The organism is Agaricicola taiwanensis, from assembly GCF_014635245.1.
In the GTDB taxonomy this organism is placed as follows: domain Bacteria; phylum Pseudomonadota; class Alphaproteobacteria; order Rhizobiales; family Methylopilaceae; genus Agaricicola; species Agaricicola taiwanensis.
In genome coordinates this window covers 665,927-681,324 of record NZ_BMCP01000002.1, presented here as the reverse complement: position 1 = coordinate 681,324, position 15,398 = coordinate 665,927, and the positions used below count along the sequence as shown (strand labels likewise).

General features: G+C 61.9%; 9 protein-coding genes. 4 read left to right on the top strand and 5 right to left on the bottom strand.

All coding sequences use genetic code 11. The annotated features are described in order from the left end of the window. The first annotated feature begins 35 nt into the window (after positions 1-35). Positions 36-1,292: a tyrosine--tRNA ligase gene (tyrS, locus tag IEV58_RS10595; protein WP_188409699.1), complete on the top strand. Its 1,257-nt coding sequence runs from the start codon at positions 36-38 to the stop codon at positions 1,290-1,292. Positions 1,293-1,304: 12 nt separating this feature from the next. Here tyrS and IEV58_RS10590 read toward each other — a convergent pair whose 3' ends face one another. After that, on the bottom strand, positions 1,305-4,718 hold the full coding sequence (locus IEV58_RS10590; protein WP_188409697.1) for a YhdP family protein: 3,414 nt from the start codon (positions 4,716-4,718) through the stop codon (positions 1,305-1,307). Between the two features lie 67 nt (positions 4,719-4,785). Between IEV58_RS10590 and IEV58_RS10585 the strand changes: the two genes are divergently transcribed. Beyond that, positions 4,786-5,253 carry a peroxiredoxin gene (locus IEV58_RS10585; protein WP_188409695.1) on the top strand — a complete coding sequence of 156 codons (468 nt, stop codon included), beginning with the start codon at positions 4,786-4,788 and terminating at the stop codon, positions 5,251-5,253. Positions 5,254-5,336: 83 nt separating this feature from the next. Then, positions 5,337-6,545, top strand: coding sequence for a M23 family metallopeptidase (locus tag IEV58_RS10580; protein ID WP_188409694.1), 1,209 nt, complete (start codon positions 5,337-5,339; stop codon positions 6,543-6,545). A gap of 19 nt (positions 6,546-6,564) precedes the next feature. Here IEV58_RS10580 and prfB read toward each other — a convergent pair. From prfB to IEV58_RS10565, 3 genes are all read right to left on the bottom strand, one after another. Beyond that, positions 6,565-7,696 (bottom strand): peptide chain release factor 2 gene (prfB, locus tag IEV58_RS10575; protein ID WP_188409693.1). Its coding sequence is split into 2 segments (ribosomal slippage): positions 6,565-7,626 and positions 7,628-7,696, totalling 1,131 coding nucleotides; the frame shifts between segments, so codons are not numbered across the junction. 141 nt (positions 7,697-7,837) lie between these two features. Next, positions 7,838-10,315, bottom strand: a complete 2,478-nt coding sequence (locus IEV58_RS10570) for a penicillin-binding protein 1A (protein WP_188409692.1) — start codon at positions 10,313-10,315, stop codon at positions 7,838-7,840. A 128-nt stretch (positions 10,316-10,443) separates the two neighbouring features. Continuing rightward, complete coding sequence (locus IEV58_RS10565; protein ID WP_188409691.1) at positions 10,444-11,667, bottom strand: N-acetylmuramoyl-L-alanine amidase; 1,224 nt, start codon at positions 11,665-11,667, stop codon at positions 10,444-10,446. Positions 11,668-12,238: 571 nt separating this feature from the next. Between IEV58_RS10565 and IEV58_RS10560 the strand changes: the two genes are divergently transcribed. Further along, a complete protein-coding gene (locus tag IEV58_RS10560) occupies positions 12,239-14,878 on the top strand; it encodes an Rne/Rng family ribonuclease (protein WP_188409690.1) in 2,640 nt (879 codons plus the stop codon). A 41-nt stretch (positions 14,879-14,919) separates the two neighbouring features. On the opposite strand, the gene IEV58_RS10555 is transcribed toward IEV58_RS10560, so the two are convergent. Further along, positions 14,920-15,291 carry a thioredoxin fold domain-containing protein gene (locus IEV58_RS10555; protein ID WP_188409688.1) on the bottom strand — a complete coding sequence of 124 codons (372 nt, stop codon included), beginning with the start codon at positions 15,289-15,291 and terminating at the stop codon, positions 14,920-14,922. Positions 15,292-15,398: the final 107 nt, after the last annotated feature.

The following is a 15,398-nucleotide window of genomic DNA, read 5'->3' as shown; positions in this document are numbered from 1 at the left end:
CTTGCTTCCCCTGTAACGAACCAGAAGACCTGACGATGACCGCCCACCGCTCCGATTTCCTCCGCATTCTGTCCGAACGCGGCTTCATCCACCAGATGTCAGATGAAGCGGGTCTCGATGCGGCCGCTGCGCAGTCCGGATTTTCAGGCTACATCGGATTTGATGCCACCGCGACCAGCCTCCATGTCGGCTCTCTCATGCAGATCATGGCATTGCGCTGGCTTCAGAAAACGGGCGGGCGACCCATCGCACTCATGGGTGGAGGAACGAGCCGGATCGGCGATCCCTCCTTCAAGGATGAGGCGCGCAAGCTGCTTTCTGACGAACAGATTGAGGAGAACCTCCAGGGCATCCGCAAGGTCTTTGCCACTTATATCGATTTCGGCGACGGCCCCAATGACGCGCTGATGGTCAATAATGCCGATTGGTTGTGCGATCTCAACTACCTCGATTTCCTGCGCGACTACGGGCGCCATTTCTCGGTCAACCGCATGTTGTCGTTCGACAGCGTGAAGCTGCGCCTCGATCGCGAGCAGTCTCTGAGTTTCCTGGAGTTCAACTACATGATCCTCCAGGCCTATGACTTCACGGAGCTCTACCGGCGTTATGGCTGCCGCCTGCAGATGGGCGGATCGGATCAATGGGGCAACATCGTCAACGGTATCGATCTTGGCCGCCGCACCGATAATGCTGAACTTTTCGCGCTGACAACGCCGCTCCTGACCACCGCCTCCGGTGGAAAGATGGGCAAGACCGCCAACGGAGCCATCTGGCTCAATGCCGATCTCCTCGGCCCCTACGAGTTCTGGCAGTACTTCCGCAACACCGAAGACGCCGACGTGGTCCGCTTCCTGAAGCTTTATACGGAGCTGCCGCTGGACGAGATCGCCCGCCTCGGCGCGCTCGGTGGAGCGGAAATCAACGAGGCGAAGAAGATCCTGGCGACGGAAGTAACTGCCCTCCTTCACGGCCGCGCCGCCGCGGAGGAAGCCGCTGCCACGGCCCGCACGACCTTCGAGGAAGGGGCGCTGTCGGCAAATCTGCCGACGATCGAGATCGCGAGGGGTGAGCTTGTCGAAGGTATCGGCGTCCTCGCCGCTTTTGCCGAAAAGGCCGGTCTTGTGGCCTCCAATGGAGAAGCACGGCGTCAGGTCAAAGGCGGCGGTCTTCGCGTCAACGACATCGTCATCGCGGACGAACGCGCTGTGCTGACCCAGGCCGATCTCACGGGCGAAGGTGTGATCAAGCTGTCGCTCGGCAGGAAGAAGCATGTGCTGCTGAAGCCGGTTTGAAGCACCGGGGCCTCAGCCTGGTGCGCCCGCCTGCCCGCCGGGGCGCACGCTCGGGTCCTGGTTGCGGAATTCAAACAGCTTCCTCAGGAAGCCCGGAGCGACCGCGGATACCGGATTGACGCTCAGGGTTGGATTGCCGATGGGCCCCTCGACCTTGAACGTCACCCCCACCAATCCCTCGTACTGCCCTCCTCCCAGGAGAGCGCCGATGATGGGAATACGCGCGAAAAAGTTGTTGAGCGCATAGGCGGGAACGAACGTGCCGGTGAGGCTCATGCTGTCACTGGCAAAATCAAGCGCACCATCCAGCGTGGCACCGATATCCGGTCCCCATACGGCCGATTCCTGAATGAGCAGGCTTCCCTGCTCCTGCCGGAAGGCGACGCGTGCCTTCGAGAAGTTGACGACCAGCTGGTTTCCTTCCCGCCGACCGGCGGTGACGGAAGCCAGGGCCTTTTCGTCGACGATGGAGAAATCCCTTATGGCCATAAATCCCTGGCCTGCACCGTCCGAGGGCGCGACGAGCTCGAATCCACCGCCTCGCATCCGTCGGTAGATGTCGAAGCCGCGCAGCAGTGCACCGGCATCATTTGATTCAACGAGGATGTCCCTTTGCGCGCCCTCGCTCATGCGCGCCGTGACTTTCCCCGCACCCAGAACAGCCTCGAGCGTCAAGGCGCGCAGACGGCCTCCCCGACGCGACATGCTGAAGGATACATCCCTCAGCGCCTCATTGTTGAAGGCAACAGCCCGTTCCAGCTTCGCATCGACCGTGATGTCTCCGGTCGACGGGGAAGATCGACCGCGGATACCGCGAATGAAAGGACGAACATCGAGCGCTTCGCCCCGAAGGGTGAACTTCAGGCCGCCACTAGCCGGCGTCACGTCCAGACGGGCATCATCATCCGCCGACAGCCGGACCGTATCCATGCGCGCAAGTGACAATCCGCCGTTTCGGTCGAACTCGATGCGGCCCTTGGCCGCGATGGGGGCTGCATCCAGATCAAGCTGTTCAAGCACGATCCCGGCGTCTTGCTTGCGCACCGTGAAGGAGAGACGGCCGGGCTGACCGACGGCCTTGGTGGCGCTTGCTGCGCCGATATCGATGCGTGTCCCCGAAAGATCAGCCTCGACGGTCGCGCCATCGATGGTATCGGGCGATGCCATCTGCAGCCTGAGGGCCGCGGAGCCTGAAATACCGGCCATGGCTTTCATGCCCTCGATGCGGGAGGGATCGCCTGTGACGTTGATGGTGGTAGCACCCATCTTGTTGTCCACACGCACTATCCGTGCGCTGATCGAGACCGGCGCGCCACCGAGGGTGGCATCGCCCTGCACCTCCGTGGCAGCGTCATCCAGCGATATCTTGAAATCACCCTTTCCCAGGTCGAGGGGTCCGACAACATCGGGAATGGACAGGTCTTCGGTCTCGAACTGGGCCGCTTTCCCGAGTATCTCCAGCTTACCGCCGGGCTGAGATCGAGCGCGCAGGCGAACCTCTCCGATCAGCTCACCTCCGCCTATCTTGTCGAAGAAGGCAACGGAAGCGGCGGGATCGATGCTGGAAAGCACGCGACCCGTGGTGGCGGCTTCGCCCTTCACATTCACACGGAGATCAACCTCGGGATCGCGCGGTATGAGATTGGCGATGTTCGCATCCGAGGGCATGACGTCGATCGTGCCGCGGCCAGGCGAGGACAACTGACCGCCTTCGATGTTCACCTTGAGCCTGTGATTGGCGACATGGATGGTTCCATGCCCTTGAGTGAGCGCTAGCGGCAGACGCGCCGGCGACATTTCCACTCCGGTGACCTGGGCGTCCAGCGCCACATCCATGCGGGGGCGCGGCTGATCCGGCGGGGGCGGCGGTATCACAAGAGGGCCGTGCGCGGCGAAGACGAGATCTTCGGCAATGCCGGTCTGAATGTTGGTCGCGATCCACCCCCGGGTTCGCGGCGCCAGCATGGGAGGCCAGAGGCTGAGAAGTGCGCTGACGGGCACACGCACGCCGGCGATGGATGTGTCCAGGATCGGCTTCTCGCCGTTCCAGTCAAGCGCCGCAGAGCCTGCCAGATTGATGGTCGGGCTTGAAAGCTGCAGGCGATTGATGCCCGCCTTCTTTGCTCTCACATCCAGATGGCCGTCGCCGGAAATGGCCGAGAAATAGACAGGCGCCTGGCCTGTCGCGGTGTTGAGCACCACGTCCTGCCCGGCGACATTGTACCGCCATCCGCCGTTGGGATCAGCCGTATCGATCGGCACCGCCTCCATGACCAACTGACCCCGGCCCCAACCGGAATTGAGGCTGAGGTTTCGAACCGAAATCCGCGGGTTGCGAAAATCCCAACGTGCTTCGAGCTTCAGAGCGTCGAGACGAAGGATGTTGTCGGCATTGCCTGCAACGACGCCCGCAACATCCAGCCTCACCTCATAGGCATGCGGTTTTCCGTCACTGCCGAGGCCTGCGAAAAGATGTCCGGAAAGTCGCCCCTGCAATTCCTGGCCGGCATTCGGCCGCAGGCTCTGCAGTACTCGTCCGACGTTGATATTCTCGAATCCTAGATCGAGCGACCTTTCATCACCGGGCATGCCGTTCAGTGTGGCGGAGGCCGACCAGCGTTGGTCTGGGCGGGTCGACGTCAGGCTTGCTGTAAGGCCGCCGTCGACACGGCGGACGAATGTTCCCTCGACGTCGCTGATTGCTTCGCTCCAGCCATTCCGGCGATCGTCGACGGCGATATGAGCATCGCTGATGGTGATGCTTTCGAGAGCCGATAACGGGCCTCCAGGCCCCAGAACCGTATCCAGGGCGGCCACCAGTTCGGCGACAGGCCTGGCTGCGGCGTCCTGGACAGAGACGCTCGGCACACGCACCGCCAGTTCCTCGCCACCCGATAGAAGGACTCCCCCCTCCTCCTCGATTCTCAAAGACACGCGAGGTGCTTCGATCTCGACCCGCTTGGGGGCTCCGAAGCCGAAGCTGAAAAAGCCCTTGTCGGAGCGTTCGAGACTGACCATGACCCGCGGCACGGCGAGGACCGCGCGTCCATCAGGATCGAGGATCTCGAAATCATTGAGCCTGACAGCGGAGCCTTGGTCGTCCCGGTCCAGCCGCGCGCTGCCGATCGAGGCCTCAAATCCAGGACCCAGTCGCTGCTGCAGGGCGGCCGTAATGCGCGGCGTGACGACGGACAGAGGCAGCGGCGTCCACAACAGCATGGCATAGCCGGCACCGAGAATGGCAAGAACACCGCCTGTAAAATAGAGCGCCCGCCGCCGCCACCGCTCCGAGCGGCTCAGGTGCAGCCTGCGCACCCTCGCGCGCACGCTTGCGGCAAGCGCGGTTCCGCCTGTCCACACGGGGGCCAGCAGGCGGCGCCTGAATTTGCGCAAGCTTTCCGTTGACGCGCGTGTCTTGCCGTCCATCTTTCATCCGCCGCCATATGCGGCACTCAGGAACACAAATGCCATCAATCCCGGAAGGATCGTGACAATGGCTACAATCGAGGCTGGCGACAAAGCGCCTCTCTTCACCCTCCCGACAGACGGTGGTGGCCATGTCAGCCTCTCCGGTCTGAGGGGCCACAAGGTACTGCTATATTTCTATCCCAGGGACGACACGAGCGGCTGTACCAGGGAGGCGATCGCGTTCAATCGTCTGAAGGGCGAATTTGAAAAGGCCGATACCGTCATTATCGGAGTTTCCGCCGATTCGGTGGCAAGCCATGAGAAATTCAAAAAGAAACACGACCTCGGCCTTACTCTCGCCTCCGATGAGAAGCGCGAGATGTTGGAAAACTATGGCGTCTGGGTCGAAAAGAGCATGTACGGTCGCAAGTTCATGGGCATCGAGCGTACGACGGTGCTGATCGGCACCGATGGCACCGTCGCCCAGGTGTGGCCGAAGGTCTCCGTTGAAGGCCACGCGGAGGAAACCCTTAAGGCGGCCCGGGAGCTGTAAGGCGGAACTTACGCAATATTAACCACGGTAGGGCCTCCTGCTGTTGGTCGGCATTTCCTCGCGGACCGCTTCGGGGGCTTTCCATGACCAACAGACGCGCCAATCGCATCTCGCGTCGGCGACTCCAGTTCTCATTGAGCCTTGGCCAGACCCTCGGGATCCTGGTGATCATCGGTGGTGCGCTGGCTTGGTCCATGGCGACCGCCGGATACATCCTCTTCAAGGACGATGTCCTCTTGCAGTTCGCCGCTCGGCACAAGGCGATGCAGGAGGATTACGAAACGCGCCTCGCTGAACTTCGTCGCAACATGGAGCAGATCCGCACCGCCGGATTGGCGGAGAAAGCCATGCTTGGCGCGAAACTCGATGCGCTGATCCAGTTTCAGGCGGAACTCCAGGAGCGTCAGGACGCGGTGGCAAAACTTGTGGGCGCCGCTCCGGTTTCCCCGCTGAAAGGCGAGAGAAACGCCCAGTCATCCATGCCTAAACCGCGCCCGCTGAACGATGGATCCGAACAGCCGGAAGACCTGTCGTTTCATAATGACGGAGAGCCGATCGTAACCGCCAGCCTGGGCTTCCCTTGGCGATCATCACGAAGGTCACTGCCATCGCGGTTCGAGCAGGCCGAGACGGGATATCATCGCCTCAGGGCCTCCCAGGAGAATCTTCTGGCCACATTGGAAACCCGAACCGCCGTGGAAAAGACCTCTCTTGAGGTGGTCTATAATCACATTGGCGTGCCGCCTTCTGACGTGCGCGCCGGCATCGGCGGCCCCTTCATCGAAATGCCTGACGGCGACAGCTCCGACGTCAGGATGCAGCGCATCAGGCTCACGCTCGCAGATGTGCAACAGCTTCGTCAGGGGTTGACCAGCATTCCGATCGGCATGCCGGCAAAGGTCAAGACGATGTCGAGCGACTTCGGCTCGCGGATGGATCCTTTTCTCGGCCGTCCCGCCTTTCATTCAGGTATCGACTTCAGCGCTCCCGCCGGCACCCCTATCCATGCAACCGCCTCCGGCCGCGTTGCCGAGGCTGGCCGCAACGGTGGTTATGGTCTGATGGTGGAAGTGGCACATGATCATGGCCTGACGACCCGCTACGCTCATATGTCGTCTATCGCCGTTCAGGAGGGCGCTCGTATCGAGGCAGGCCAGCTTGTCGGCTATGTCGGCAGCACCGGCCGCTCCACGGGGCCCCACTTGCATTATGAGACCCGCCGCAACGATAAGCCGCTCGATCCGACGGCCTTCATCGAAGCGGGACGTATGGCGGCAACCATCGAGCGCTGACCGCCGCCTCGGCTGTCTCCTACTCCACGTCCTCGACGGCGTCGGGACCACCGCCATAGACGCGCTGCGCCAGCGAGGCCTCCATGAAGGGGTCGAGATCGCCGTCCAAAACATCCTGCGGGCTGGTCGACTGGATACCGGTGCGGAGATCCTTGACCATCTGATAGGGCTGCAGCACGTAGGATCGGATCTGGTGGCCCCAGCCGATATCGGTCTTTGCCGCCTGATCGGCTGCGGCTTGCTCCTCGCGCTTCTTCAGCTCAAGCTCATAAAGCTTGGCTCGCAACATGTTCCATGCCGTCGCGCGGTTCTTATGCTGCGACCGGTCGCCCTGGCTGACAACGGCGATGCCGGTCGGGATATGCGTCAGGCGCACAGCCGATTCTGTCTTGTTCACGTGCTGTCCGCCGGCGCCGCCTGAGCGCATCGTATCAACGCGCACCTGGCTCTCGTCGATTTCGATCTGTATGCGGTCATCGACAACAGGATAAACGTCGATCGAGGCGAAGCTCGTCTGGCGCCGCGCGTTCGAATCGAACGGGGAGATGCGCACGAGCCGATGCACGCCAGCTTCCGTCTTGAGCCAGCCATAGGCGTTGCGACCCTTGATCAGCAGCGTTGCCGACTTGATTCCGGCACCATCGCCATATTGATGGTCGATCATCTCTACCTTGAACTTCCGCCGTTCGGCCCAACGCGTGTACATGCGCAGGAGCATTTCGGCCCAGTCCTGGCTTTCGGTGCCGCCGGCGCCGGGGTGGACCTCAAGATAGGTGTCCATCTCGTCGGCTTCGCCTGACAGGAGGGATTCGATCTGGCGGCGCGCCGCTTCCTCGGCGAGCGCCTTGATGGCAGCCTCGGCATCGGCGACGATAGCCTCATCGCCTTCGGCCTCCCCCATCTCGATCAGTTCGATGCTGTCGGCAAGTTCGGTTTCCAGACGTTTGATGCTCTCGATACCATCTTCCAACTCCGTGCGCTCGCGCATGAGCTTCTGCGCGTTCTCGGGGTCGTTCCAGAGGTCCGGATCCTCGGAAAGAGCATTCAGTTCGGAGAGGCGAAGCTGGGCCTGATCCCAGTCAAAGATGCCTCCTCAGCAGCCCGACTGACTGCTTAAGCTCTTCTACGGTGTTGACGATTTCAGCGCGCATGATGTCCTTGCCGCAAAACGGATGTTCGGCTGCGTGGGTAGTCGAGATGACGTCGGAAATCCAGTCTCGGCGCCAACAACAGCCAAAAAAGAAAAGGTCGGAGACACACGCGCCTCCGGCCACTCATTCGATGAAGGATGATCAGTAGAGGCCGCCGGTACCTGATCGGATCGCGTCGCCCGCCTCCGGGCTCACGTCGATCGGCTCACCTTGATATTCCGTATTCGCCTGACCGATCACCGAATAGCTGTCGGGCGGCGCAGTGCCTGGCTTGAAAGCCTCCAGGATGACGCGCTTCTCGCCAGGACCGGCGCGCATGCCCGTCACCGGGTTGATGCGGATCAGTTTAATGCCCTCAGGCACGCGGAAAGGTGTCGCCGGCTCGTCGGCCAGGGCCAGCTTCATAAAGTCCTTCACCACGGGAGCGGCAATGCCGCCGCCGGTGGCTGCGCGCCCCATGTTTCTGGGCTGGTCATAACCAAGATAGACGCCCACCGCGAGGTCGGGTGAGAAGCCGACAAACCAGGCATCCTTATAGTCATTGGTCGTTCCGGTCTTGCCGGCGATGGGCTTGCCGACTTCCTTGAGCGCGGTGCCCGTACCCCGCAGCACGACACCCTCCAGCATCGACGTCATCTGATAGGCCGTCATCGGGTCGAGCACCTGCTCCCGGTTATCGATCAGCGTCGGCGGTTGCTGACCAAGCCAGGCCGTTGCCCGGCAGCCGTTACAGTCGCGTTCATCATGCTTGTAGACGGTACGGCCGTATCGATCCTGGATGCGGTCGATCAAGGTCGGTGCGACCTTCTTGCCGCCGTTGGCGAAGACCGAATAGCCGGCGACCATTTTCAGCAGCGTGGTCTCGCCCGCGCCGAGCGACATGGACAGGAAGGGCGGAAGGTCCTCATGAACGCCGAAGCGGCGGGCATATTCGGAGATGATCGGCATGCCCATGTCCTGCGCAAGGCGGACCGTCATGACATTGCGCGACTTCTCGATCCCGAACCGCAGCGTCTGGGGTCCGTAGAACTGGCCGGAGTAGTTTTCCGGCCGCCATGTATCGAGACCCGGCCCCTGGCTGATTTCCACGGGCCCGTCCAGTACGACGGAGGATGGCGTATAGCCGTTATCGAGCGCCGCGGCATAGATCAGCGGCTTGAACGATGACCCCGGCTGGCGCAGTGCCTGGCTTGCACGATTGAATTGGCTCTGATCGTAGCTGAAGCCGCCCACCATGGCGCGGACACGGCCGGTGGCGGGGTCCATGGCGACGAGCGCGCCGGATATTTCCGGCACCTGACGCAGCCGATAGGTGCCCGCCTCCTCGTCCTTGCCGAGAGGCTCGACATAGATCACATCGCCCGGCTCCAGAATCTGGCTCGCCGACTTAACCGCCGCCCCCCGCTTGGGACCCGTTGCCCATTTCGCCCAGGCCATGCCTTTGAGTGGAATGGTGCCCCGCTCACGTTCAGGCACGATGGAGCCGTTGTTCTCGCGCAGCGGCTGAAGGCCGATGATGGCCTCACCGCCGGAGGTATCGAGAACGACCGCCAGCCGCCAAGGTCGCACGTCGCTGAGCGCCGGGATCTCCGCCAGAGCGACGCCCCAGTCGCCGGAAACGTCGATCTTCTGTTCCGTCCCGCGCCATCCCCGAGCCTCGTCGAAACGAATGAGACCGGCGACCAGTGCCGCACGCGCCATCTCCTGCAACTGCGGATCGAGCGAAGTGCGAACCGACAGCCCGCCCTCGTAGAGACCTTTTTCGCCGTAGCGCTCGTAAAGCGTCCGGCGCACCTCCTCGGCGAAATATTCTGCTGCATAGATGTGAGCACCGGTGGGGCGCGCTGTAACCGCGAGCGGCGTTTCCTTGGCCTCCGCGCCATCGGCGGCCGTGACGTAGCCATTCTCGACCATGCGGTCGATCACCCAGTTGCGGCGTTCGATGGCACGCTCGGTCTCGCGGAAGGGATGGTAGTTGTTGGGCGCCTTCGGCAGGGCCGCGAGATAGGCCGCCTCGGGGATCGTCAGTTCGTTCACCGACTTGTCGAAATAGAGCAAGGCCGCTGCGGCGACGCCGTAGGACCCGAAGCCGAGATAGATTTCATTGAGGTAGAGTTCGAGAATGCGGTCCTTGCTCAGCGCCTGCTCGATCTTCACGGCGAGCAAGGCCTCCTTGATCTTCCGGTCCAGCGAAGTCTCGTTGGTGAGAAGGAAGTTCTTGGCGACCTGCTGCGTGATAGTGGAGGCGCCCTGCGGGCGCACGTTACGCCCGCGATTTTCGAAGTTGATGATCACGGCGCGCATGATGCCGACGGGATCGATGCCGTTGTGATCATAGAAGTTCTTGTCCTCTGCGGAGAGGAACGCCTGCTTGATCACATCGGGAATAGCCTGGATCGGCAGGAACAGCCGTCGCTCCTTGGCATATTCGGCGATCAGGCTGCCGTTGGTAGCATGAAGCCGCGTCATCACCGGCGGCTCGTAATTTTCCAGCGCGGCGTACTCAGGAAGATCCTGCGAGTAATGCCAGAGCACGTAACCTACGACGGCTGCGCCGACGATGCCGAGAATCGCTCCCGTGGCGAACAGAAAGGCGAAGAAACGCACAAGCAAGCGCATAGGGTAATATATCCTGAAAGCAGAGGCCGGGGGAACCGGCGGTCGCGCATCTACTCGTCAGCGCAAACCATACCAACGGCCTGATGCCGGTTTATGATGAAATTACGGCGCTCGAAAGGTCCTTACCGTCAATTCACTTTTCGGGCAGCATCCGATGCCACCTTGCGTCCGAAGAATTCATCAACCGCCTTCATCATGGCCTCCGTCGCCTTCTTCCTCCATTCATCCGACTGCAGAAGCTTCAGATCCTGCTGGCTCGACATATATCCGAGTTCCACCAGGACAGAGGGCACATCCGGCGCACGCAGCACCCGGAAACCTGCGGAGCGCTGCGGGTTCTTGTTCAAACGCACGACATGGCGCAACGAGGACGCGAGGCTCTGAGAGAGGCGCGATGAGAAGCTGCGCGTCTCGCGCTGCATCAAATCTATGAGAATGCCGGCGACATCGTCGAGTTCTTCAGGCAACTCGACACCGGCAATGGCGTCCGACCGGTTTTCCTTGTCCGCCAGTGACGCCGCTTCCGCATCGGAGGCACGGTCGGAAAGCGTGTAAATCGTCGCGCCCCGAACACCGTTAGACGCCGACAGCGAATCGGCATGAATCGACATGAAGAGCTGGGCGCCGGCTTCACGAGCGATACGCACACGCTCGCCCAACGGGATGAAGGTGTCATCCTCACGCGTCATGACAACGCGGTAATTGCCTCCATCCTCCAGCTTCTCGCGCAGCATATGGGCGACCTGGAGCACGATGCTTTTTTCGCTGACCCCGCCTGCACCATAGGCGCCGGAGTCGATCCCGCCGTGTCCGGGGTCGATCACGACTACGGGCCGCGTGTCACCCGCTTTGGGCGCCTCGACCTTGCGGCGGGGCGCAGCTTCCGATCCGGGAGCCGAGACCGAGGCCAGGAATTTGCCGCGAGTCGTCGGCGCGAGATCAACCAGCAGACGGGCAGGTTGTCCTTCCGAGGCCTCGACGACGGAAACATTCTCGACGTGGACCGGCTTCGCCGTATCGATCACGATGCGTGAGCGCCCCGTCGCGATAAGCCCGTAGCGGAAGGCGGAGACGAGACCCCTGCCCTCATGCCCCACCTTGTCGGAAAACTGGAAGGCGATTTGAGGGAGATCGATGATAACCCGGTAAGGGTCAGCTAGAGTGAAGAAGCGCGGCGTCTCGATCGAATTGCTGAGATCGACGACAAGGCGGGTCTGTTTGGCGTCGCCCCCAACCCTGGCATCGAGCGCCGAGATCCGGTCGGAAGCCGCAACCGGAAGCGACGTCGACCACACGGCGATCAACACCGCCGTGACCCGTGCGCACCTCGCGATGATCCCGATCCGACTCACGCGCCCTCCTCAATCGAATGCTTCCGGAGTGTAGCCCTAGCCTACTATGGCGACGAGGGTTAACCCGATCTAAAGACGTCTCATTCAGTTGCAATGATTAATGTGGCGCGCGCGCAACAGTTGCTCTTGCCGCTTGTCAAAGATCAACGCGGCTCTTATGAAATAATGGTGTCCATTGCGGAATCGACGCGCGCTCAGGGTTAACCTGCGGAAATGGCGCGCGCGGACGCCAAGGATACAAAGGCCTGAACAAAGGGTTCCGACGTTTGCCTACTGACAACAGGCAGCGCCGACGTGGCAGACCGGATATTGTGCCGGCGCTTGATATCCACTGTTCGGCCAATCGCCTTTTCACGTCATCAGTCGGTGGCGTTTGCAACGAGGTTGTTCAGGATGGTGTCGCTCACGCAGAGCTCCAGTTGCGGATTCCGCGCTCGCTCCGCGTCGCCGGCCATGACGTCCAGCCTCTCATTCTTCAATCCATCCCCCATTCGCGCCCAACACCCTGACGAAACCTGCATCATGCAGGGATTCGCGATGCGGACCCGGGGCGCGCCCAAGAGAGTTCTTCATGGCCAACAAGATGCTGATCGATGCCACCCACCCGGAAGAGACCCGGGTCACGGTGGTCCGTGGGAATCGTATCGAGGAGTTTGATTTCGAAAGCGCCAGCCGCCGGCAGTTGCGCGGCAATATCTATCTTGCGAAGGTTACCCGTGTGGAGCCCTCGCTGCAGGCCGCTTTCGTGGAATATGGCGGCAACCGCCATGGCTTCCTCGCCTTTAGCGAAATTCATCCTGATTATTATCAAATTCCGGTCGCGGACCGCCAGGCCCTGCTCGAAGAAGACGAGCGCGCCGAGCAGAGGGACGAGGAAGAGCAGAACGCGGGCAACTCCGGACGCCGTCGTCGCGGCCGCGGCAAGGAACGCAATGCCGCCAAGGACATGCCTTCAGACGAGACGCTGACCGAAGAGGCGCCAGTCGGAGGCGAAGATCAGGCGAGTGGCGTTGAACCCGCCGAGCAGGTCGACGCGTCACCGGTCGCGGAAGAGGCGGCGGATGACGCCGCGCCCGAAGACAATGCTGACGGTGACGATGACAGCGATCAGGTCGATTCGGTCGGTTCCGACGACGCGCTGGAAGAGCTGCCTTCGCGGCGCGAACGCCGCAGTCGCGTTTACAAGATCCAGGAAGTCATCAAGCGGCGTCAGGTATTGCTGATTCAGGTCGTAAAGGAAGAGCGCGGCAACAAGGGCGCCGCTCTGACGACTTACCTGTCCCTCGCAGGCCGCTACTGCGTTCTCATGCCGAACACCGCCCGTGGCGGCGGTATCAGCCGGAAGATCACCAGCGCGCAGGACCGCAAGCGATTGAAGGAGATCGTCACGGACCTGGAAGTGCCGGAGGGAATGGGCGTCATCCTGCGCACCGCCGGCGCCAACCGCACAAAGACCGAGGTCAAGCGCGACTTCGAATACCTCCTGCGCATGTGGGAGACCGTCCGGGAGATGACCCTTTCCTCCGTTGCGCCCAAGCTGGTCTACGAAGAGGGCTCATTGGTAAAACGGGCCATCCGTGACCTCTACAACAAGGACATCGACGAGGTCCTGGTTGCGGGCGACAGCTCCTACAAGGACGCCAAGGACTTCATGCGCATGCTCATGCCGAGCCATGCCAAGAATGTGAAGCCCTATCGCGAGGCGACGCCGATCTTCACCAAATATGGTGTCGAGAGCCAGCTCGATGCGATGTTCTCACCTCAGGTCACGCTGAAATCGGGCGGTTATATCGTCATCAACCAGACCGAAGCTCTGGTGGCCATAGACGTGAACTCCGGTCGGTCCACGCGCGAGCACAACATCGAGGATACGGCGCTCAAGACCAACCTCGAAGCCGCCGAGGAAGTGGCGCGGCAGCTCCGCCTGCGCGATCTCGCGGGTCTTATCGTGGTCGATTTCATCGACATGGAGGAAACCCGAAACAATCGGGCCGTCGAAAAGAAGCTGAAGGAATGCCTCGAACACGATCGCGCGCGGTTGCAGGTCGGGCGCATTTCCCACTTCGGGCTGCTGGAAATGTCGCGCCAGCGCATCCGCACCGGCGTGCTGGAGAGCTCCAGCGAGATCTGCCCGCATTGCGCCGGCGCTGGCATCGTTCGTGCCGTTCCATCCGTTGCGCTTCACGTGCTGCGCATGGTCGAGGAATTCCTGCTCCGCAATCCCGGACATAATCTCAATGTCCGCACGCGCGGTGCCGTGGCGCTTTATGTCCTCAATCAGAAGCGCGCCCATCTCCACGAGCTGGAGGACCGTTTCGGCGTGACCATCCTGTTCAGCGCTGATGAAGCCTTGGCGGTGAACACGCATCTTGTCATTGAGAAGGGTGAGGCTTCCAACCGTCCGGCCGGCCGCGTGACCGCGGTGCAGATCGAGACCATCGAACCCGAGATCGATGACGCTGAGCCCAATGCTGCTGAAGCAGCTGAAGGTGAGAGCGAGGATACAGCCTCCGGCGAAACGGAACCTTACGGCGGCGAGGACACCGGGGGACGCAGGCGCCGCAGGCGCCGCAGACGGCGCGGTGGCAATGGCGGTCAGCAGGCCGATGCCGTCCCGCGGGAACAGCATGACGCGATTGTCAGCGATGACCGGGATGACCTTGGCGAGGACGAAGCCACAGAGGCGGAAGCCGGTCATCCGGAAGAAGGTGAGACATCGGAAGGCCGGAAGCGTCGCCGTCGTGGCCGCCGTGGCGGACGCCGTAACCGACGCGAGGAGGATGCCACCACCGAGGCTGGGGCCGAATCGCCAACGGGCGAGACCGGTCTGGCCGAACAGGGTGGCGAGGAACCCATCACGGAAGCCGTGGCCATGGGCACGGCACCTGTGACGGTCACCGAACAGCCCGTGCAGCCGGAAACCGTGCCCGAAGCGCCCGCTGCCGAAATTGTCGAAGAAGAACCGGTCCCGGCCGCTAAACCCGCACGTAAACGCGCGCCCCGCCGGAAGAAAACTGACGCCGAAGCGCCAACGGAGACCTCGGTGGAAACCGTGGAGGCGCCTGCACCCGACGCTGAATCAGCGACGGCGCAGACGGCCCCGTCCTCCCCGGCCCCCAGCGCCGAATCTCCCCAGGACAATGACCCTGAGAAGCCGGCAGCACCTGCGCGCGGAGGATGGTGGCAGCGCAGGATCTTCGGCAAGTCCTGAAGGTATGCGCCCCCTTCACCGGGCGCATACTCACTTGAGCCTCACTTACGACCGGCGAGCTTCTGGCTGGACAGGATGTTTCCGAGTCTCCGCCAGAAGTGCTTTTCAGTGGTGAAGCCCTCGATCCGGCCGACTTCGCGCCCTTTTTCCATCACCACGAATGTCGGGACGGCAAAAATTGTCCCGACATTCGGCTTATCGAGGCCGGCCGGGCGCGGAGTGCCGATCTCGACGCGGCGCAGTGGCGCCAGACGGCCGACGTCATTGGTGGCGTAGTTGGGCGCTACCGTCTTGTTCCAGTAGCGACAGGTCGGACACCAGCTGCCTTCGAACAGAACCAGTTGTGCGGCTTGTGCTTCCCGGCTCGCGGGCGGGAAAAGGACCGTCAGACCTGCGACCAGGGCAAAGGTCAAGGAATGCCATGACTTCTTCATGGTGCTCTCTCGCATAGCAGATTTCGAGTAGCGCGTTCTGCGCCTCGCAGGAGAGCTAACGGGTCGCCGCCTAAATGAATTGTTAC

Bases quoted from the DNA above. Each gene is read 5' to 3' on its own strand.
- tyrS (WP_188409699.1), top strand. From the start codon at position 36: ATGACCGCCCACCGCTCCGATTTCCTCCGCATTCTGTCCGAACGCGGC.
- IEV58_RS10590 (WP_188409697.1), bottom strand. From the start codon at position 4,718: ATGGACGGCAAGACACGCGCGTCAACGGAAAGCTTGCGCAAATTCAGG.
- IEV58_RS10585 (WP_188409695.1), top strand. From the start codon at position 4,786: ATGGCTACAATCGAGGCTGGCGACAAAGCGCCTCTCTTCACCCTCCCG.
- IEV58_RS10580 (WP_188409694.1), top strand. From the start codon at position 5,337: ATGACCAACAGACGCGCCAATCGCATCTCGCGTCGGCGACTCCAGTTC.
- IEV58_RS10570 (WP_188409692.1), bottom strand. From the start codon at position 10,315: ATGCGCTTGCTTGTGCGTTTCTTCGCCTTTCTGTTCGCCACGGGAGCG.
- IEV58_RS10560 (WP_188409690.1), top strand. From the start codon at position 12,239: ATGGCCAACAAGATGCTGATCGATGCCACCCACCCGGAAGAGACCCGG.